At 58.8% G+C, this 18,538-nt stretch carries 17 protein-coding genes and 1 pseudogene; 9 read left to right on the top strand and 9 right to left on the bottom strand.

Features of this window, described 5'->3' with window-relative positions:
* Window positions 1–70 precede the first annotated feature (70 nt).
* Together BLV11_RS18280 and BLV11_RS18450 are read left to right on the top strand one after the other, a co-directional pair.
* Window positions 71–982, top strand: a pseudogene (locus BLV11_RS18280) (AraC family transcriptional regulator); the annotation flags it as partial.
* A complete protein-coding gene (locus BLV11_RS18450) occupies window positions 959–1,402 on the top strand; it encodes a helix-turn-helix domain-containing protein (protein ID WP_342707414.1) in 444 nt (147 codons plus the stop codon). The pseudogene BLV11_RS18280 and the gene BLV11_RS18450, both read left to right, overlap by 24 nt.
* On the opposite strand, the gene BLV11_RS03000 is transcribed toward BLV11_RS18450, so the two are convergent.
* Window positions 1,399–2,067 carry a DNA-3-methyladenine glycosylase I gene (locus BLV11_RS03000; protein ID WP_091811477.1) on the bottom strand — a complete coding sequence of 223 codons (669 nt, stop codon included), beginning with the start codon at window positions 2,065–2,067 and terminating at the stop codon, window positions 1,399–1,401. The genes BLV11_RS18450 and BLV11_RS03000 overlap by 4 nt on opposite strands.
* Window positions 2,068–2,151: 84 nt before the next feature.
* On the opposite strand from BLV11_RS03000, the gene BLV11_RS02995 reads away from it, so the two are divergent.
* Window positions 2,152–2,328 (top strand): DUF2897 family protein, encoded by a 177-nt coding sequence (locus BLV11_RS02995; protein ID WP_091811476.1) that lies wholly within the window; start codon window positions 2,152–2,154, stop codon window positions 2,326–2,328.
* A gap of 65 nt (window positions 2,329–2,393) precedes the next feature.
* Here BLV11_RS02995 and BLV11_RS02990 read toward each other — a convergent pair whose 3' ends face one another.
* From BLV11_RS02990 to BLV11_RS02970, 5 genes are all read right to left on the bottom strand, one after another.
* Window positions 2,394–3,356 carry an MBL fold metallo-hydrolase gene (locus BLV11_RS02990; protein WP_091811475.1) on the bottom strand — a complete coding sequence of 321 codons (963 nt, stop codon included), beginning with the start codon at window positions 3,354–3,356 and terminating at the stop codon, window positions 2,394–2,396.
* Window positions 3,357–3,422: 66 nt separating this feature from the next.
* Window positions 3,423–4,115, bottom strand: coding sequence for a crotonase/enoyl-CoA hydratase family protein (locus BLV11_RS02985; RefSeq protein ID WP_091811474.1), 693 nt, complete (start codon window positions 4,113–4,115; stop codon window positions 3,423–3,425).
* A 208-nt stretch (window positions 4,116–4,323) separates the two neighbouring features.
* Window positions 4,324–6,828, bottom strand: coding sequence for a penicillin acylase family protein (locus BLV11_RS02980; RefSeq protein ID WP_091811473.1), 2,505 nt, complete (start codon window positions 6,826–6,828; stop codon window positions 4,324–4,326).
* 136 nt (window positions 6,829–6,964) lie between these two features.
* On the bottom strand, window positions 6,965–7,747 hold the full coding sequence (locus BLV11_RS02975) for an SDR family oxidoreductase (protein WP_091811472.1): 783 nt from the start codon (window positions 7,745–7,747) through the stop codon (window positions 6,965–6,967).
* A 53-nt stretch (window positions 7,748–7,800) separates the two neighbouring features.
* Window positions 7,801–7,980, bottom strand: coding sequence for a hypothetical protein (locus BLV11_RS02970; protein WP_091811471.1), 180 nt, complete (start codon window positions 7,978–7,980; stop codon window positions 7,801–7,803).
* A 248-nt stretch (window positions 7,981–8,228) separates the two neighbouring features.
* Here BLV11_RS02970 and BLV11_RS02965 point away from each other — a divergent pair, with 248 nt between their 5' ends.
* Complete coding sequence (locus tag BLV11_RS02965) at window positions 8,229–10,838, top strand: EAL domain-containing protein (protein WP_245725895.1); 2,610 nt, start codon at window positions 8,229–8,231, stop codon at window positions 10,836–10,838.
* On the opposite strand, the gene BLV11_RS02960 is transcribed toward BLV11_RS02965, so the two are convergent.
* Both BLV11_RS02960 and BLV11_RS02955 read right to left on the bottom strand, forming a co-directional pair.
* Window positions 10,817–11,149, bottom strand: coding sequence for a hypothetical protein (locus BLV11_RS02960; protein ID WP_091811469.1), 333 nt, complete (start codon window positions 11,147–11,149; stop codon window positions 10,817–10,819). The genes BLV11_RS02965 and BLV11_RS02960 overlap by 22 nt on opposite strands.
* A gap of 118 nt (window positions 11,150–11,267) precedes the next feature.
* The gene (locus BLV11_RS02955; protein ID WP_091811468.1) at window positions 11,268–12,146 is read right to left on the bottom strand and encodes a fatty acid desaturase family protein; all 879 of its coding nucleotides are present in this window, start codon (window positions 12,144–12,146) and stop codon (window positions 11,268–11,270) included.
* Window positions 12,147–12,296: 150 nt separating this feature from the next.
* Between BLV11_RS02955 and BLV11_RS02950 the strand changes: the two genes are divergently transcribed.
* Complete coding sequence (locus tag BLV11_RS02950) at window positions 12,297–13,313, top strand: AraC family transcriptional regulator (RefSeq protein WP_091811467.1); 1,017 nt, start codon at window positions 12,297–12,299, stop codon at window positions 13,311–13,313.
* A gap of 45 nt (window positions 13,314–13,358) precedes the next feature.
* On the opposite strand, the gene BLV11_RS02945 is transcribed toward BLV11_RS02950, so the two are convergent.
* Window positions 13,359–14,156: a type 1 glutamine amidotransferase domain-containing protein gene (locus BLV11_RS02945; RefSeq protein WP_091811466.1), complete on the bottom strand. Its 798-nt coding sequence runs from the start codon at window positions 14,154–14,156 to the stop codon at window positions 13,359–13,361.
* Window positions 14,157–14,257: 101 nt separating this feature from the next.
* On the opposite strand from BLV11_RS02945, the gene BLV11_RS02940 reads away from it, so the two are divergent.
* From BLV11_RS02940 to BLV11_RS02925, 4 genes are all read left to right on the top strand, one after another.
* Window positions 14,258–15,121, top strand: coding sequence for a LysR family transcriptional regulator (locus BLV11_RS02940; protein WP_175528264.1), 864 nt, complete (start codon window positions 14,258–14,260; stop codon window positions 15,119–15,121).
* A 42-nt stretch (window positions 15,122–15,163) separates the two neighbouring features.
* Complete coding sequence (locus BLV11_RS02935; protein WP_091811464.1) at window positions 15,164–16,201, top strand: AraC family transcriptional regulator; 1,038 nt, start codon at window positions 15,164–15,166, stop codon at window positions 16,199–16,201.
* Between the two features lie 245 nt (window positions 16,202–16,446).
* Window positions 16,447–17,946, top strand: a complete 1,500-nt coding sequence (locus tag BLV11_RS02930; RefSeq protein WP_091811463.1) for a flavin-containing monooxygenase — start codon at window positions 16,447–16,449, stop codon at window positions 17,944–17,946.
* 112 nt (window positions 17,947–18,058) lie between these two features.
* Window positions 18,059–18,520, top strand: coding sequence for an SRPBCC family protein (locus BLV11_RS02925; RefSeq protein WP_091811462.1), 462 nt, complete (start codon window positions 18,059–18,061; stop codon window positions 18,518–18,520).
* Window positions 18,521–18,538: the final 18 nt, after the last annotated feature.

Here is an 18,538-nt window from a genome sequence, read left to right as displayed (position 1 = left end):
CGTTCTTACCCAGGCACAGCCTTAACGCAAGGCGCTGAATCTGACGGCCGGGGTACGAACCCACACCTGAATGGCCAGAGCCACCGAAGGGCATGTCGTGCAGGAAAGCATGCCCGGGTGGCCGGCATTGAAACTCTGCCATTGGCAATTCGCAGAGCCGCACTACGGATGTTTGCACGCACGTTCTGATGCCGGCGGGCCCGGAGAACGTGCGCGCTGCGTCGCCTTCGCCCCCGGAAACGGCAACCGGGTCTTCACCACAGCATTCTTCCAGCGCCCCGCACCGACGAGGTTGAAAACTGTCCCCCAGGGGGTTAATTTCGGCCATAGCGCAACAGGACAGCGAACCATGAACACAATAATAAAAGGCTCATATGGGCGTGATCTCCAGGTGCGGCAGTACAGCACCCTGGGCCTGTCGGCACTGGTAAAGGAACTTGACGCACAAGGGGTTGACCCCGCCAGGCTGCTGACAGGAACGGACCTGTCTTTAGCAACAATCAACGATCCCAACACCCGTATTTCGCACCAGCAGAAAGTCCAGATTTTCCGGAACATGCAGCAATCCATGGTCAAGCCCGACAGCGCCTTGCTTGCAGGACAACATCAACGAATCAGTGATTTCGGGATCTATGGCTATGCTGTGCTGAGCAGCCGCACCTTTGGCGAAGCCGTTGACTTTGGCGTACGGCACGTTCGATTGCTGGGCCCCGTGTTTGAGAAATCGTTCCATCTCGAAGGCGATGAAGGGGTATTTACCGGGCTTTAGATGATGCCCTTGGGTGACTTGCTGCCGATGGCCACAGAGTTCTGGCTGACATCCATCCAGAAACTCGCGTACTGGATTCTTGAGGACAACCTGCCGTCCAAAAGCCTGCATCTGCCGTATCCCGCACCAGAGTATTGGCAGCGTTACGAGGAAGTCTTCGGCTGCCCGGTGACGTTTAGCAGCGACATTATGGAATGGCGTTTTGAGGCCAGTATACTCGCCGAGTCCTGCCCCAATGCCAATCCGATTACCGCCTCTATCACCGCAGACCTCTGCGACCAGCTGATGGCCAGCCTCCCGACCGATTCCAAGCTTGTTGAGCAGATTCGGAAGGTGTGCCTGAGTCAGCGCGGGAAGTTTCCGTCGGCGGAGGATTTGGCCCAACAGGTTGGCATGTCGACACGCACCCTGCACCGGCAACTTGCCACGGAGAACAGAAGCTATCAGGCGGTAGTGGATGAGATTCGCTGCACCCTGGCCAAACAGTTCCTCGATCAGCCAGACCTGCCCGTCGAGGAAGTCGCCGCCCAGGTGGGCTTTTCTGAAGCGGCCAACTTCCGCAAGGCTTTCAAACGCTGGACCGGTCTGACACCCAGCGAATACCGTCAGAACAAAAGCCAGGTATACGCTTAGTCGCCCACACTGTAAGCGAGGATCCTGGACAGATGGCTGTAGGGCATTCCACTCTGCCGATGCCAATCATTGAATGCTTTCTGGGTCTGCTCCAGTCCCTTTTTGCTGGAGGGGCTGGCATCCAGTAGCCCTTCTCTGCGCAGACCGGCGATTACGTCCCGCGACAGTACGAAGCCATCCCAACCTACCTGGCGCAGGAAATACTGGGCCGTGTTACCGCCCAGTCGGGCACCGTTGCGCTTCAGCCACTGCAGCAGCCCGATCTGATCGGCCGACGTCCATTGCTCCAGAAATGCACCGAAACTCCCGTGCTCACGGGCTGCATCGACGACCATCCGCGCATTGTCCGGCACCGTGCGGATCTTCTGCATATTGCGGACAATACGTTCATCGCTGGCCAGCCGTTCCAGCACTTCCGGTGGCACCTGCTGCCAGTAAAGCGGTACAAAGCCTTCAAAGGCGGCCTCGAAACCCGGCCATTTGTTCTCAATCACCCGCCAGACAAAGCCGGCGTTGAACACACAACGGGTCAGTGCTGAGAGGTAGCGGTCATCACTGGTTTCACTCAACACCCCCGGGGCCGCCACGTCCGGTAACAGCGCCTGCAATGCAGCTTCACCGCCTTTGCGGGCCACTGCCATATCGTAAATGTGGTTAAAGGACATAAGATTCGTTCCGGTCACCGGTTGTCGATCAGGGATACGGTGATTCACTATAAGCCATACAGGATTAACCAGGGAGTTCCCGCCATGCCCATCAGCGGATGGATCATTTTACTCGTTGCCCTCGGCATGATCGTCGGCAGTCTCTTCCTGCTGTGGGATTCCGCTCACAGCCATCGCCTTTCCGATGACACGCTGGAGAAAATCCGCAAACGTCAGGCAGAACTTGAAGCCCGTGAACCGAAGGACGAAGACTGGAAATAGTCAGGCCCCTGCGGCGAAGCGCCGAGTCGGGATGAGAAAGCAGCCGCCCCGCCCCTGCATGATCATCAGCTGACCGCCCGTGACCGCAGCCACACAGCCAGCCCCTGACTGTTGAGCTGGATATCCATACCCAGCGCGGTTTGCAGCTGGGCCTTCGACAACTGACAGCCATGCGCCTCAAGGCACCGGCCCAGGTATTCGGTCATTGCGGTCATCAGCCCCGCCTCGAGTGCGTCCCCCTCCGTGGTACTGGCAACGTCTTCGGCCAGGGCGACAAAGTCATCCACCATGGACAGCAGTCGCTCCCCCAGGACCGCAGGGTGCTCCACACACCCGTAGTGGGTCAGGTACATGCGCTCCGGCTGCAGTGCCAGCAGTTTTCGGATCGAGTCTTTGAGTGCCTCAGGGTCAAACTGCACCGGTGTGGTAGTAGGCAGGATAAACGGACCGTTTTCCGTGGTGAGCGACGGATAGCTGAGACCGAAGGTATCTCCGCTGAAGATGCCGTCTGACGCCGGATCGTAGACGCAGAAATGATGGCGGGCGTGGCCAGGCGTATCGTAGAACACCAGACGTCGGTCCCCCACCGCAACCTCATCACCGTCTTCCATGATCCGCACCCGGGACTCCTCGACCGGAATGACGTCACCGTAGATGGTGGCGAACAGTTGCTCGCCATACACCGCCAGTGAACCGGCCTTCAATCTGGAAGGATCGATCATATGCCGGGCGCCTCTGGGGTGAATCAGCAGGGTGGCGTTGGGCAATGCCTGCATCAGTCCGCCAACGCCACCCGCATGATCCAGGTGTACGTGGGTGGGAATCACAAACTTGACCTGCCCGGGCCCGATGCCCTTGTCGTCCAGCAGCGCCAGGATTCTCGGCACGGTGTTATGGGTGCCGGTCTCGATGACGGCGTAGTCATCGCCCCCTTTCAGCAGGTAGCAGGCCGCCAGGCCTTCTCGCACCATGCCGGTGTCTATCCGGATAATGTCATGACCGATGTCCTGATAAATTTCAAACGCCATGGATCAAACTCCTGAAACTGTCATATTGAAGACCCCGACACCTGCGGTGAAAGCCCGCCGGCGGCCCTACAGGCCAGGGCCTGCAAAGTCCTTTGCCATACACTCATCCAGCAACGCCAGGTATCCGGCATTGACCCGGAGCTTGGTTTGGCGGAACGCCGTCATGTTCAGAGACTGGAATTGCTTCGCCTGAGCCTTCGCCCTCGACAGCAGCTCCTCGGGGGCAGTCAGTTCATCAAGGAAACCTGCGTCGACAGCGCCCTCTGGGCCGTAGATCTCGGCCGTGCACACCGCACGATGGAAGTGCGCCGGGGCCAGCCGCTGCCGGGCAACCTCAATAAGGATGTGTGGCATGGTCATCCCAATCGCAACCTCGTTGAGCCCAAGTTTAAAGCTGCCCTGTACGCCAAGGCGGTAGTCGGAGGCGAGCAGAATGAACGCGCCTTGGGCAATGGCGTGACCACTGCAGGCGGCTATAACCGGGAACGGAAACGTGGAGAGACGACGGAGCATCTCCGAGCCCACCTTCACCAACGCCAGAGCCTCAGCCACACCTTTCTGCATTTCCTTCAGGTCATAGCCGCCGGAGAAAATCCCGGGCTGGCCGGTCATTACAACCACAGCCTGGTCCTGTTCTGCCCGGTCGAGGGCACTGTTAAGAGCCGCCAGGGCTTCATGACTGATAGCGTTGACCTTGCCATTGTTCAGGGTCAGTATCGCCACGCCGTCTTCGAGTTGGTAAGTCACCAGTTCTGACATTGGCCATTCCTCTCGTTGTTGTTAAGTCATCGCAGGATTTCCCGTACCTTACCGGTTCATTCGCTGCTGCGCATCTGTCCGGTTAAGGATAATACCAAGCTTACCCGCATGAAGAAGGGGCCGGCGTGGAACGCGGGCCCCTGAATGAAGAGTACGCCGATTGCCTGGTGACCCGGCAATCGGCGCCTTATGTCAGCTCGAAGGCTGTTTATGGAATAGCCAGCTCAACCAGCTGATAGCGAACCTGGTTAGGATCTGCCGCAATTTCGCGGTCGGTCCACGGGAAGCGGATCCAGCGTTTCTGCGAGTAGGCTTCGGTCATGTCACTGAACCAGGGCGAAGCCGGATCGGTGGACTGGGAATAGGTCACGAAACCTTCCGCCAGCGGCGTCCCGTCCTCACGCCAGGTCACCGTCTGGATGTAACTGTTGCCAAATGTCACATCGTAGGTTCCGTCGCTGAGGTCATCGGAACGGCTGCTCGCAATGGTGAAGCTACCTTCAAAGCCCTCACCACCAAACACCGGAATGGGCGTCTCATGGATACCCGAGACCTGGATATCCCCCATGGTGGCATCCATGGCAATGGGAGAATCCTGGATCCTTTTAACTCCGTCGGCGAAGGCCGCCTGCACCAGCGGGCTGAGTACATTGAGGTTGGCCGGTGTATTGACCGGGTCGGCCGGATCGAACGGCGTCAGCCACTTGTCCGGAGACTCCACCGGTAACGGGTTCAGGTTACGCCAGAACTCCCGCCAGATATGACCACCCACTGACGTCACGTTGTGGGTACCGTCCCAGGCACTCAACACCTCGCAGGCCTCGGTGATATTCACTGGCGAACCGCTGCTGCTCATCAGGGTACCCAGGGGGCAATAAGCATCCAGTACTTGCTGGCGCGCCATCTGTTCTGACAACAGTTCGCTGCTCAGTACCGTTTGCTGCAGGTTCGCCAGGTCAAAACCTGTACCGCCCGGCAAGCCATCGCTGCCGTCCAGACGCTGGATCACCTGCTGCATGCATTTGCGGGTACGCAGGGTACGGGGCGTTTCTTCATCACCAATGATAGCGGCGAAGCCGGTCAGCGGCTGGTCCGGGTTCGTGATCCAGTAGCTGTCGTTGCAGTTATGCACCCAGTCGTCACGCAGCATTGACGGCAGGTTGCCCGGACCAAAGACCCCCTCAGCCGGGGCATCGGCATCGGAATCCCACTCACACGCAGCCCGGGAACCGTCGAGGACAGGCAACCCAGTGGCGAGCTGATCAAAGACCGGTGACAGCGCCGTCGTACATTCAGTGACTTTAGCATCCGGAACGTTCGGCACCACCGTCAGGTCGCCGTAATAGGCCTGCTTGCCCGGACCGGTTGCCACCGTATTGACCCAGGGAACGCCCAGTACGCTGCCATGGAGACTGACGAACTCCTCGAAACTGTCGGCCCGGTTCCAGCGGAAGAACTGGTTAAGCAGGCGGGAATTTTCCGCGTTGGCATCCCGCAGGGTGTAGGCCTTGAGCGAAGACCAGTTCAGTACCGGCACCCCGGACACGGAGAAATTCAGCATCGGGCCATACTTGGAGCGATACAGGGTCCGGGTCTCGGTAGTGACAGAACCATCGGCCTCCAGCTTGTCCACCGACACCTCTTCCCGGGTCATGTCGATGTACTCACCCTCATACAAGTACTGGGTCGGATTGAGCGGATTCAGGGTTAACTCATAAAACGTGAAGCGGTACGCCGTAGAGACCGTATGGCTCCAGGCAAAGTGCTCGTTGAACCCGATCAGCACCGCCGGCAAGCCATACAGCGCTGCCCCCATGATTTCGGCATCATCACCCACCTTCAGGTGCGCCAGGTACAGGCGCTCGGTTTTTTGCCAGGGAAAATGAGGGTTGCCGAAGAGGATGGACTCTCCGGTCTGGCTCGCGCCCGCCGACAGACCGTACATGTTACTGCCGATCGATAATTCGCCCAGCGGGAACGGCAGCGGTTCACTGTCTCCTGCGCCTGCGGCTTCGAGCTGCGTCAAGAGATCCTCAGCGACCGGCAGGTTCAGGTCGGGCAATGCCGGGGGCGCAGCGGTGGCAATGCCTTCGACAAATACCGAGGAACTCGCCAACACCGCCAGACGGAAATAACGGCGGTACATGTCATCGTCTTCCATCGGCAGCAGCCAGTCGGCGTCCCGACAGGCCTGATGCCGGCCCGAATGCTCACCGGAGCGGATTTCCTCGAGGTAGCGGTTGAAACCATCGACGTAGCCCGACGAGGCCTCGAGCACCTCAGGGTCACTCTCCGTTTTAAGCGGCGCAATGGCGTCAGGTGTCGCCGCAAAACGCCAGAAGAAGTCGGCGTTCAGGTTGGTGGTGGTGGTGCCATTGGCAGGAATGTTGAATACCCCGTCGGCACCGAGATAGCGGGACCGCAAGCCTCGGATGGTGAGCGTGTCTTCCGCCAGCAGGCACAGGTTGTCTTCAGCCTGGGCATAGCCATAGGCATAACCCATGCCGGCGAAATCATCCGCCTTGATGTGAGGGATTCCAAAGGACGTTCGGGTCAGGGTGGCCCGGTAGAGTTGCTGGTCTACCGCAACCCGGTTATCGGTCACAGGTGGTGTTGCCTGGGGGCTGCTGTCGCCGCCTCCGCCGCCGCCAAAGCAGCCGGAAAGCAAAAGTGTTGCTGCCGCAACGCCGAATGCGTACGTTCGATTGATCATAGAGTGTCGTCCGTTTTTGTTGTTATGGCATTAACCTCAACGAACGACGGCAGCAAAAGGTTCCATTACGTGACAGTTACTAAGCTTTTCGGCCTGGCGTCCAGCATTGAATCAACAACTTACCGGGGTGCAGTCGTCAGCTGCGAGCGCGGGCAATGCGGAACATCAGCTCAGGGGTGAATCGCTTGATCCAGAGCGCCGCCATCTCTTTACCCTTGCCTACCGGGATCTCCCGTTTGCCGGCCGTAAGCCCCTTAAAGATCACCTCGGCACATTCGTCGACGTCCATGCCATCGGCGATATCCTCGTCGACCTTGCCAAAAGCGGAGCCGTCCGCTGACAGCGCATTACGTGACACGTCAGTCTGGATAAACCCCGGCACAATGGTGGAGACGGCAATGCCCTGATCTTCCACTTCCGCCCGCAGGGCATCAAAGAACCCCATCACCGCGTGCTTGGCCGCACAGTAACCGGTACGCAGAGGAACGCCGACCTTGCCGGCAACACTGGCGGTCACGGCCAAGTGGCCCGAACCCCGTTCCAGCATGTGAGGCAACACCGCCTTGGTCAGGGCAATCTGTCCCATCACGTCTACCTCCATCAGCTGCCGGTAGACGGCCATATCCGTATCCTTGCACAGGGATCGCTGGGATACGCCAGCGTTATTGACCAGCAGATCGATGGCACCAAAACGGTCAAGAACCGCCTCTACCGCCGCAGGCAGGGCGTCCCAGTCCGTGACGTCCAGCGGCAACACCAGCACCCGGTCGTCGGCACCGCACCGCTCTGCCACCCGCTGCAATTCGTTTTCACGTCTGGCGGAAAGCACAACATTTGCACCGGCCCGGGCAAAGCGCAGCGCCAGGGCTTCACCTATGCCGGACGATGCACCGGTGATCCATACCGTGTTCTGGGACATGACGACTCCTCGTTCAATCAGTTTGGGGAAAGCTGCGGTCAGCCCCCAGTGGGCTAACCGAAATAATGCCGAAACAACTGTAGCAGAAGCACCAGTGCCATCAGCGGGAAAATCCACCGGGTCATTCCGGGGTTGGGCGTCCACCCCCCCTTGCCCGACAGTTTCTCCAGTACCGGCACCAGGATCAGCAACGCCAGAAACAGCACCACCAGGACAATAATCAGAGTTTTCAAACCGGCTCTTCCACGTGGTACCGCCCTGCGCCCGTCATACACAATTTTCTACATGAAAAAGGTTCAATTTAAGGGGGACAGGGCGATAGGATGTTCAATACTGCGAAGAATCATAACAACAAACGGAAAACGCATGCGCCTTGACTCGGTAATCGGTAGCCAAATACAAATGATGGTCTATCAGTACGCTCTGTGCACCCGAACGCCCCGGACTCCCCTGTGACTGGCTGACGACGATGTATTGCCAAATGCTTCGTGTGTTACTCGCACTGACACTCTGGTGTGCCTCGGCATCGGCCAGGGCCGAGCTACCCGTGATCCCTGTCACCGGGACCGCACCGGTGGCCTCCCTGTTCCACTACTGGGAAGATGCGGAAGCCCAGGCCGACATCGCCCGGGTGCTGACGCTCACCGATAACCAGTGGCAACTGGAGGAGTCCGGCAGCGCTACGTTTGGCATCACCCCGTCGGCCTACTGGCTGCGCGTGGCGGTCCGCAACCAGACCCGCGAGCATACCAATCTGGTGGCTGAGCTCGCCTATTCACAGCTCGATGATGTGCGTTTCTACGTTTTCTCAGGGAACCGGCAGGTCCGTGAGCTTCGCACCGGCGACACTCTGCCCTTTTACCCAAGGGACGTGGATCACCCCAATATGCTGCTGCGGTTCGACCTTGATCCAGAGCAGCAGAAAATCCTCTATATCCGGGTCAAGACTGCGGGCTCGATGATTTTGCCGCTGCAACTCTGGCGTGAAAACGACTTCTTTGGCGCCGCCTCCAACGAACAGAAACTTCACTTTTTCTACTACGGCAGCCTGACGGTTATCCTGCTGATCAACCTGGCGGTTTTCCTGACCCTGCGCGAGAAGCTGTATCTGTATTACGCCCTGGCTATTGCCGGGTACCTTCTGTTTTTCGCATCCATCAAGGGCTACAGTTTTCAGATCTTCTACCCCCAGTTCCCCGGCATCCACGCTCGGGCGCTGCTGGTATCGATGCCCTTACTGGCACTGTTTTCCATTCTGTTCTGTCGCGAACTTCTGAAAACAAGGACTTACACCCCAAAAATGGACGTAGCCCTGAGGATGATGCTCGTTTTCGAGATTTTCTTCCTCATCGCCGCCCAGTTCATGGGCTACAACGCCGCCGTCAAGTTGTCAGCTACGTCCGCGATCATCTACTTCCTGCTGCTCTTTCTTGCCGGCCCGGTTTCCTGGGCTGCCGGTGTCCGCGCGGGCGCTTTCTTCACGATCGCCTGGACGCCTCTGACCGTTGGGGTGCTGGCCACCGCCGGGCGGGCGTTAGGCCTTCTGCCGGAAAATATATTCACCGAAAATGCCATGCAGATTGGCTCGGGTCTGGAAGCCTTTATCCTGACCCTCGCCCTGGCCGATCGTCTTTACCGGGAGCGGGAAGAGAAAATCAGCGCTCAGGCCGGTCGTCTGCGCCAGGAAGAAGCTCGTAATGAGGCCCATCAGAAGCTGACCCAAGCGATGACTCATGACCCGGTCACCGGCCTGCCCAACCGCAACCGCTTTGAACTCATGGTCAACCGGGAGCTGCAGCAAAATCCGGGAGGTCACTATATGGTCGGCGTGGCCCGCATCACCCGGCTGGATGAGATTAACCGGACACTGGGCCTGACTCGCAGCGAACGTCTGCTCAAACGTCTCGCCGAGCAGATGAGTCTGCTGGCGTCCGGACTGCCATTTGTGATGAGCTCCCCTGACGAGCTGGGGCGGGAAGAACGTGTTTATCAACTGTCAGGCGACGCCTTTGGCATTCTGGTCAATGCCAGCGGGGTTGCCGATAATTTCCAGGGACTGGACAGCACCCTCAAGCTGTTGTCGGAACCCGTGCTGCAAGATGACCTGGCCATAGAACTTCATCCCAGGTATGGTGCCGCCAGTTATCCCGCCCATGGCGACAATGCCGCCCAACTGATCCGCAATGCCCACGTCGGCATGGAGATCACGCCCCACGGTCAGCACGAAACCGGTTTGTATTCCAAAGCCCACGACATCTACAGTGAAAGTCGGCTAACCCTGATGTCGGATCTGCGGGAAGCACTTCAGAACGATCAGACCGAACTCTACTATCAGCCCAAGGCCTGTCTGAGCAGCGGACGCATTGTCGGCCTGGAAGCTCTGATCCGCTGGCGTCACCCTGAGCGGGGTGCTGTCTGCCCGAGTGACTTCATTCCCCTGGCAGAAGAAACCGGCGTCGTTACCCAGCTCACCCGCTGGGCCATTGAGCGGGGAGCCCGGGACCTTGCCCCCCTTCTGGCCGCTGATCCCGAGCTCAGCGTCTCAATCAACATCTCCGCCCGCGATCTGGCATCCGACGCACTCAGGAAGCATATTGAGACCAGTCTGGCACGGCACAAGGTCAACGCCAGACAGCTAACCCTGGAATTGACGGAAACGGCCACTATGGAGGACCCTGTCATCGGTCTCGAGGCGCTGCAGAGTCTCGCGGGCACGGGCCTCAGGGTCTCAATTGACGATTTCGGCAGCGGCTATTCATCGCTGTCCTATCTCAAACGCCTGCCGGCGACGGAGATCAAGCTGGACCGTTCCCTCCTTCTGGACGTCGATGACAGCGACGGCTCGAAAGTGATCGTCCAGACGTCCATCAACATGGCCCACAACCTGGGCTACGAAGTGGTGGCTGAAGGCGTCGAAAAGGAAGAGACGATCCGTCTGCTCGGTGCCATGGGCTGCGACAAGATCCAGGGATTCTGGCTCTGCCATCCATTGCCGCTGCATGAACTGAAAGCATGGCTGAAAGAATACCGCGCCAGCTCATTGGCGGTTAGCACCGCCAGCACCCGACCTCAGGCATCAGCGCCGAAATAGTTCTGCATCCACTCCACCAGGGTATCGACACTGACCTCAGCCAGCGCAATCTGGCGGAACTCGTCGGCCACTTCATCGTCGATGGTCACAAACTGGTACAACAACAGCCCGGGCTGCTCGTCGTGGAGAATCAAGGTAATGCGACGGCGGGTACGCAGGCAGTCGAACGTCATCGCATCCGCCGGTATACCAACATCACGCATACCACGGCGCACACTCACCACCGGATTAATATGCTGGTGGGCCGCCTGAATTCGGGCGTGGGCATCGCTGGCCATGTCAGACAGGGCCTTGAGAGGATCACTGGACATTCGAGACGGTCAACTCCTGGTTCGTTGAGTGGATCGCCGACACCGGGTCGGCAATCACATTCTAGCGAATCGCAACCATAAAGCCGACCGTACGCCTTCAACGCACTCGCCGCAGGGCTTACACCGACTTGCGACTGAAGATGCCGACAATCGGCGTACCGTGAGCACGCAGGACCGGTTCAATGTCACGATGGAGGGCGTGGTAGCGGTAAAAGGGAACCCGCGGAAACAGGTGGTGAATGGAGTGCAGGTTCTGCCCCAGCCAGAACCATTCCAGAGGCTTCATCCACCGCGGCATGATCAAGCTGTTGGTATTGCGATAACGGGCCGAATCCTGATACGGAACATGGGGGCGATAGGCAAACCAGTAGGCCGTGAACAGGGCACCGGCAAGGTAGCCCACCAGCACTACCGCCACCGCACCGGGCTGATCGACGAGTGCCAGGAATGCCACCCGCCAGCCCAAAGACAGCAGAACTTCCGCGCAAAAAATAACGCGATCTTTCAACGATGCGGAGCCCCACTGATGCTTGACGAAAAAGCTGTTCTGGACCCACAGGAATTTCACAACGGTCAGGATAAAGCTCACCGGCCCCCGCGACATGCCGCTGACCACATAATCCGGGTCCTTGTCAGGCTGGTTGGTGTAGCGGTGGTGGGTAAAATGCTCATGGCGATGAGATGCATAGGGCACGGCAATCATGGGTGCCACCAGATAGCCGCATAGATCATTGAGCCATTTCAGGCCATCCCGACTGCCATGGACATTGCCATGGGCGGCCTCATGCAGCGGCGTATAGGAGGCATACGTCAGTATGGCCAGAATTGGCAACGCCACCCACCAGGCGTAGGCCCCTGCAGCGAAGAGGGCCAGGTTCAGCACAAACCCGCCGACCACCAATAGCGTCAGGGCTACCGTGACCCAGGCAACATGGCCCATATACTGTTTGGCAGCGGCAATTGCCTGTTTATTGAGTACAGCCAGATCCTGTGACATGTGATACCTCGGATACGTCGGGAGTCTGACTGCTAATCTAGTCGCCGCAAGGCCACATCGACAGGGCTGCAATGGCCATTCGCCTGACATATCCGGCCAACGCTCAGGCACGGCTGTGCAAACTCCCGGGGACGGGATAGACTGCCTGCCATGCCAAGCTTTGAAAACATCCTCCATCCCGTCACCATCGCCCAGGTCATGATCGGCTTCGCCGCCACACTGGGCGTGGATCAGGATACCTGCCTGCAAGGCACCGGCATCAACCTCAATGATCTGGTGGATGGCGAGGCGCTGATCACCCGCGGCCAGGAAATGCGGCTGATCGAGAACCTCATGCTGGCCCTGCCTGATGACCCCGCGCTCGGTTTCCGCCTTGGCCAGCAGTACAACCTGGCAACCTTCGGCATCTGGGGGTTTGCCCTGCGCACCAGCCGGACCCTGCGGGAAGCGGTCACCCTGGCGGTACGCTACCTGCCGCTGAGCACCGCCTACTGCCGCATTGTGCCGGTCGATGAACCCGGTCGCTTTGGTATCGGTATGGATGCCGAACCCATTCCCGCTCACTTGCGCCAGTTTCTCCGCGACCGGGATATGGCCACAGGTATCAACCTGCTGAAAGAGCTCAGTCTTTCCCACATGCAACTCATTGGCCTTGAATTTCGTGGCCCGGAATTCGACGCCCGTGAGGTCGAACAGCTGTGCGGTTTCAAGGCTCGCTATCACAGTGACCGCAACGTCATCCTGGTACGCAGCGCCGATGCCGACCGCCCACTGCCGACCTATGACCCTCACCTGGTGCGCATGCTCGACGATCAATGCCGGCAACGGCTCCAGCGGCTGCATACAGACGACGTAGCGGGTCAGGTTCGCCAGCAACTGCTCGGTTCACTCGGGCTGGTGGCGTCCCTGGATGAAGTCGCCCGCGCCGTGTCCATGTCACCGCGAAGCCTGCGCCGCAGGCTCGATCAGGAGGGCACCAGCTTCCGCGCCCTGGTTGAAGAGGAACGACGCCAGCTCGCCCTGCAGATGCTCGATGGCAGCCAGATGAAACTGGACGAGCTCGCCATCCACCTGGGCTATAACGACACCGCCAGCTTTACCCGAGCCTTCCGGCGCTGGATGGGCTGTTCTCCGGGCGAATACCGCCAGCGTCAGAACCAGGCATAGCCATTCCACCGCCAGGCCGTCTCGCCGCGGCCCTGCCGCTGACCGTCAGCGACTGAGTCGTCGGGCCAGCATTGCCAGCGCCTGTTCCGCGGCTTCTGCGCCGCCCTTCTGGTTCTGTGCCGAGACAATGCCATGCTCACGATCCACAGCAATGTGATTGGCAAACAGGTCTGTGATTCGGTGATGACTCCACTCGTAGCTGGCCCCGGCATTGCGCAGCTCCGTTTCCGGGTGCTTTGGCGTATGGGTCACCCCCAGCGCCTTGAGCTGCCGGTTCGTGACGCCGGTCAGTTTCACGCCCTCAACCAACGGGCTGCCATCCGGTTTCACCGCCCCGATAAAACCCAGCGCACCATGACAGACGCTGCCCAGAACCTTGCCCTCGGCGTACGCCTGGGAGATCTGAGCATTCAGTGCCGGACTCTGCATCAGGTCATAGGCCGCTCCCCAACCGCCGGCCATGAACAGGATGTCGTAATCCCCGACATCAACATCAGCAATACACAATGAATGTTCAGCTTGATGGCGGGCAACCTCGTCTTTCAGAAACCGGCTGTCATACCGGGTCCGCACCGGAAGCCATAACGACTGGGCCTCAATGGGAATAGCTCCGCCCTGGATACTGGCCAGATCCACATGAAGCCCGGAATCCTTGAAAACATAGTAGGGCTCAGTCATTTCCGACGCATAGACGCCAGTCGGCTTTCCACGCTTCAGCACCTCACCGGTCACAGGATCAAGGGTATCCAGCGTACGCTGGCTGGTGGTGATCACCAGTGCCCGCCGCCCCTCAAGGTCAAAGGCCAGCGGCTCGTGATTGGATTTGAACGGCAGGATCGCCATGGCATTGCTCCTTTTACATACACTGAGTGATGGAGTATGCCCCTGCCCTCTCTGCCCGTAAATTATCGACTTCGGCACACAGTCTGTGCAAATATGCACAGATGAACTGGAGCCATCTTGAATATTTCCTTGCCGTTGCCCACTCCGGGTCACTGAGCAGTGCCGCAAAGCGGCTGCAGGTGAACCATTCCACGGTCGCCCGGCGCCTGGAAAAACTGGAACAGGAACTGGGAATCCGGCTGTTCGACCGCCTCAGCCATGGTTACCGGCTGACCGAACATGGGCAGGCACTGCAACGCCATGCCCAACACATCGATGACAAGATCACTGACATCCAACGCATGTTTCGTGGTCGCGATACCGCCCTCTCTGGAACCCTCCGTATCAGTAAGCCGGACAGCGGCATCCTTAACCTGTCCCCGCTTCTGACGGAGTTCCACCTTCGCTACCCGAATATCGACCTTGAGCTCACTGCCGCCGCCGACTTTAGCAACCTCAATCGAATGGAGGCCGATGTCGCCCTGCGCTTAACCGACCAGCCACCGGACACACTGATCGGACGTCAGCTCGGGCGCCTGCCTCTGAGAGTCTATGGCCACGAGGACTACCTGAAACGTTGCGCCAGCCTTGACCCCGCACAGCTGTCCTGGCTGATCTGGACGGGAAGCGACCCTGACCGGAGCATAGAGGCGCACCTGAAGGCCTTGGTGCCCGACGCGCGAATTGTGCTGCGAACCAATAACTACAGCGAGCTCTACGAAGCCGTTTACGCCGGTATGGGGGTCAGTCTGCTATCGCCGCTGCGGGTGCCGCAAGGCGCGCCATTGCGAATGCTCGCACCGGATCGGTTTCGCGTCGATATCGGGTTGTGGCTCCTAAGCCATTCAGACCTGCGCAACAGTGTTCGGGTCCGGGCGTTCAGAGACTTCGCCAGCGAACAGCTTCCGGCACTACTCGCCGGGTGATTTCATGTTGACGAAAAATCAGGAGTCTGGAAGATTAGCCCCATGACAACAAAAACACAGCACTGGACCTCCCTGGGTTATTTTCGTCCTCTCTTTGATTACACCGCTCAGCAGGGGTTCGACTGCTCAGGCATGCTGGCATTGCTTGGGCTTCAGGAGTCCGACCTGAAAAACTCGGACCTGCGTATTGCCCATGAACACATCGCCCCCCTCTTCAAGCTCGCCCGCGCGACCACCAACGACGACAATGTGGGACTGCACGCCGGCCAGGAAATGAAAATCCAGCACGTCGGCATTCTCGGCCTGCTCGCGCTGACCTGCAGCCGGGCCAAGGAAGCCTTCGACCTGCACACCCGCTACCAGTCGCTGGTCGGCAATGGACTGGACACCCGGTTCCATATCGAGGGAGGACTGACCTGCATGGAATTGTCGATCCCCCCAGGCCTCCCACACCCAAGCCGACAGGAGTATGAATACCACCTGGGTGGCTGGTTTCAACTGAAGGACCAGGTTGTTGGCGCCGAACACAAGGCCTGTCGCGTTGAACTGCCTTATGGGAGGCCCGCCAATGACGACGAACAGACAGCCCTGTTTGGCGTCTCCCCCTCCTATGGCCATGATGTGGCACGAATCTATTTTGATTCGACGTACAATGAGCTCGACCTGACCACGCCGGATCCGCAGCTCAAACAAATCCTTGAACTGCAGGCCCGCAAGCGCCTGCAAGAGCTGCAGGGGGAACAGGCGGATACCGATCCACTGCTGGCTGAAGTGAAACAACTGATCGCCAACAAGCTGGCCTGGGGCGCCCCCTCTCTGGAAGAAATCGCTGAGGAAATGCAGGTCTCCCGACGAACCCTGCAGCGCCAGCTGGACAAGCGGGAAAGCAGCTTCAAGGATCTGCTTGACCAGGTTCGTAAAGATCTGGCCTGCAAATACATTGAGACCCCCGACCTGGCACTTCTGGACGTCGCCTTCATGCTGGGTTTTTCAGAGCAAAGCAGTTTTGCCAGGGCCTTCAAACGCTGGTTTGGAGAAGCCCCCGGCGTCTATCGTCGCAGCCTTACACCTGACAGCTGATCCGCTCCCAACACCAGTCTTCACGGCGCCATCCTGCTCGCCAACATCTGCGCTCCCTGAGTCCACAACCCCACACCGCGGTGGTGCAAGCCTTTGCCAGGCCAAGCCCCGGAACCCGTCGGCGTTGGCACCTGCGGTCATGGGCTGGTGCGCTCAGACAATACTCCCGCCATGGTCCATGCCATTCTGAGTTCATCCAAACAAGAATCCCGTCACGGGAATGCAGAACTGATTGAGGAAAGCTAATGAACAGCTATCGCGTCATCATTATTGGCAGTGGGTTCGGCGGTCAGTGCGCCGCCATGAAGCTGAAAAAGCTCGGAATCGAAGACTTCGTGATTCTCGAGCGTCGCCCGTTCATGGGAGGCACCTGGTGTCAGAACACGTATCCGGGCGCTGCGGTGGACGTGCAGTCACCGTTGTATTCCATTGCCGCCGAACCCTACCCGTGGAGCCAGATGTTCGCCGAGCAGGCCGAGCTTCAGCAGTACACCAATCACGTCATCGACAAAAACGGGTTACGTCAGAAAACCCGCACCAGCACCAACGTCGAAAGCACTCATTGGGATGAAGGTAAACAGCAATGGGTTGTCCACACCAGCCAGGGCGAGTTTTCCGGTCAGTTTCTGATCAACGCGTCTGGCCCACTCAGTACCCCGATGACCCCCAACTTCCCCGGCCGCGATAGCTTCAAAGGCAAGAGTTTCCACACCAACAACTGGGACTGGGACTACGACTACCGCAACAAGCGGGTCGCCATCATCGGCAGCGGCGCCAGTGCCGCCCAGGCTATCCCAGCCATGGTCAACGACGTGGCTGAACTGCACGTGTTCCAGCGCACGCCCCACTGGGTCCTTCCCCGCCCGGACCGGAAGTTCAGCAAATTCGAACAAACTCTGCTCGGCATCAAACCTCTCTACAAGCTCCTGCGCTCGCTGATTTACTGGCAACTGGAAACCCGGGTGGTTGGCTTCAAGTACTCCCAGAAGCTGCTTAACGTGTTCGCCCAGAAAAAGGCGGAGCGGTTCATCAAGCAACAGATCACCGCCCCCGCCTTGCAGGCGGCCCTGACACCGGACTACACCATTGGCTGCAAACGAATCATCCTTTCCAGCACCCTCTACCCGGTACTGGATCAGTCCCATGTGCAGGTACATACCAAGGAGGATGGCATCGCTGCCATTACCGACACGGGCATCACGACCACCCAGGGCCAACAACTGGACGTAGACCTGATCGTATATGCCACCGGCTATCAGGCCACTGACGGCGTGATCTCCTATCCGGTCACCGGTCGTAACGGCCAGACCATTGCCCAAGCCTGGGAAGAATTCCCAAGGGCGTATCTGGGAACCGCGCTGCCCGGTTTCCCCAACCTGTTCATCATGACCGGGCCAAACACCGGGATCGGGCACACCTCCGCCATCTTCATCATTGAGGCCCAGCTCGAATACATCGCCAAAGCCATCCAGAGTGTTATGAAGACGGATTCAAAGTCCATTGAAGTCACCGAGGAGGCGGAAGCCGACTATACCGGCATGATCCACTCCGAGATGGACCGAACGGTTTGGAAAGCCGGTGGGTGCACCAGCTGGTATCAAAGCAAGAGCGGCCATGTCATCGCCATGTTCCCAGGCTTCAGCTTTACCTACCGGCGCCTCGCCAAGACCTTCAAACCCGGACACCATAGTCTGGTCCAGGACGCCCCGCGGGTGAACCCGGCAGGCGCCGACAGCCTCGCCTGAGCGGTATTCGTCATGGATGACACCCACGGTCAAGCGGCGGCACGCCTGAGCAAGACGCTTGATCCACTCGTCGTTCATGATGTCGATTCAATATCAAAAGCCGGAGAACCCCATGACCGTGATCAACATCCACTCCCAAACGGAAGTGTCGATCCAGGCGGACCACGACACCGTGTTCGAGTATCTCCTGGACACACAAAAAACCGTCAGCCATTACCCCACCCTGGAACGGCTTGAACAACTTCAGGACAACCAGTGGCTGTGGCGGCTGAGGGAGATAAACGCCAAAGGCTTTTCCCACCAGATAGTCTACGGAGTCGAATATTCCAACGACCCGGCCTCCGGACAGATCCTCTGGCAGCCACTGCCCGGTCTCGGCAATTCCCAGATCCACGGTGCTTTCCAGCTGAAGAGCCTTGGCCAGCACACCCAGGTTCACCTGGAAGTCCGTGGCGCACTGGACATTCCCGTGCCCCGTTTGCTTAAGTCAATGGCGAAGCCATTTGTAGAGCGGGAATTTGAATCGCAGGTCCACACCTTTGCCAACAACCTCAGGGTTGCCATCAGCAACTGACCCGGCCCAGTCAGACAA

Origin of the sequence: Marinobacter mobilis, from assembly GCF_900106945.1 — a bacterium.
Taxonomy (GTDB): domain Bacteria; phylum Pseudomonadota; class Gammaproteobacteria; order Pseudomonadales; family Oleiphilaceae; genus Marinobacter; species Marinobacter mobilis.
The sequence above is the reverse complement of the archived record's forward strand: the minus strand, read 5'-3'. Positions and strand labels throughout refer to the sequence as shown.

Coding starts and splice junctions, on each gene's coding strand:
- BLV11_RS02960 (WP_091811469.1), bottom strand. CDS start 11,149: ATGTCCAGTGATCCTCTCAAGGCCCTGTCTGACATGGCCAGCGATGCC.
- BLV11_RS02945 (WP_091811466.1), bottom strand. CDS start 14,156: ATGGCGATCCTGCCGTTCAAATCCAATCACGAGCCGCTGGCCTTTGAC.
- BLV11_RS02990 (WP_091811475.1), bottom strand. CDS start 3,356: ATGGCGTTTGAAATTTATCAGGACATCGGTCATGACATTATCCGGATA.
- BLV11_RS02980 (WP_091811473.1), bottom strand. CDS start 6,828: ATGATCAATCGAACGTACGCATTCGGCGTTGCGGCAGCAACACTTTTG.
- BLV11_RS18450 (WP_342707414.1), top strand. CDS start 959: ATGGAATGGCGTTTTGAGGCCAGTATACTCGCCGAGTCCTGCCCCAAT.
- BLV11_RS02925 (WP_091811462.1), top strand. CDS start 18,059: ATGACCGTGATCAACATCCACTCCCAAACGGAAGTGTCGATCCAGGCG.
- BLV11_RS02985 (WP_091811474.1), bottom strand. CDS start 4,115: ATGTCAGAACTGGTGACTTACCAACTCGAAGACGGCGTGGCGATACTG.
- BLV11_RS03000 (WP_091811477.1), bottom strand. CDS start 2,067: ATGTCCTTTAACCACATTTACGATATGGCAGTGGCCCGCAAAGGCGGT.
- BLV11_RS02955 (WP_091811468.1), bottom strand. CDS start 12,146: ATGTCACAGGATCTGGCTGTACTCAATAAACAGGCAATTGCCGCTGCC.
- BLV11_RS02930 (WP_091811463.1), top strand. CDS start 16,447: ATGAACAGCTATCGCGTCATCATTATTGGCAGTGGGTTCGGCGGTCAG.
- BLV11_RS02950 (WP_091811467.1), top strand. CDS start 12,297: ATGCCAAGCTTTGAAAACATCCTCCATCCCGTCACCATCGCCCAGGTC.
- BLV11_RS02935 (WP_091811464.1), top strand. CDS start 15,164: ATGACAACAAAAACACAGCACTGGACCTCCCTGGGTTATTTTCGTCCT.
- BLV11_RS02975 (WP_091811472.1), bottom strand. CDS start 7,747: ATGTCCCAGAACACGGTATGGATCACCGGTGCATCGTCCGGCATAGGT.
- BLV11_RS02995 (WP_091811476.1), top strand. CDS start 2,152: ATGCCCATCAGCGGATGGATCATTTTACTCGTTGCCCTCGGCATGATC.
- BLV11_RS02965 (WP_245725895.1), top strand. CDS start 8,229: ATGCTTCGTGTGTTACTCGCACTGACACTCTGGTGTGCCTCGGCATCG.
- BLV11_RS02940 (WP_175528264.1), top strand. CDS start 14,258: ATGAACTGGAGCCATCTTGAATATTTCCTTGCCGTTGCCCACTCCGGG.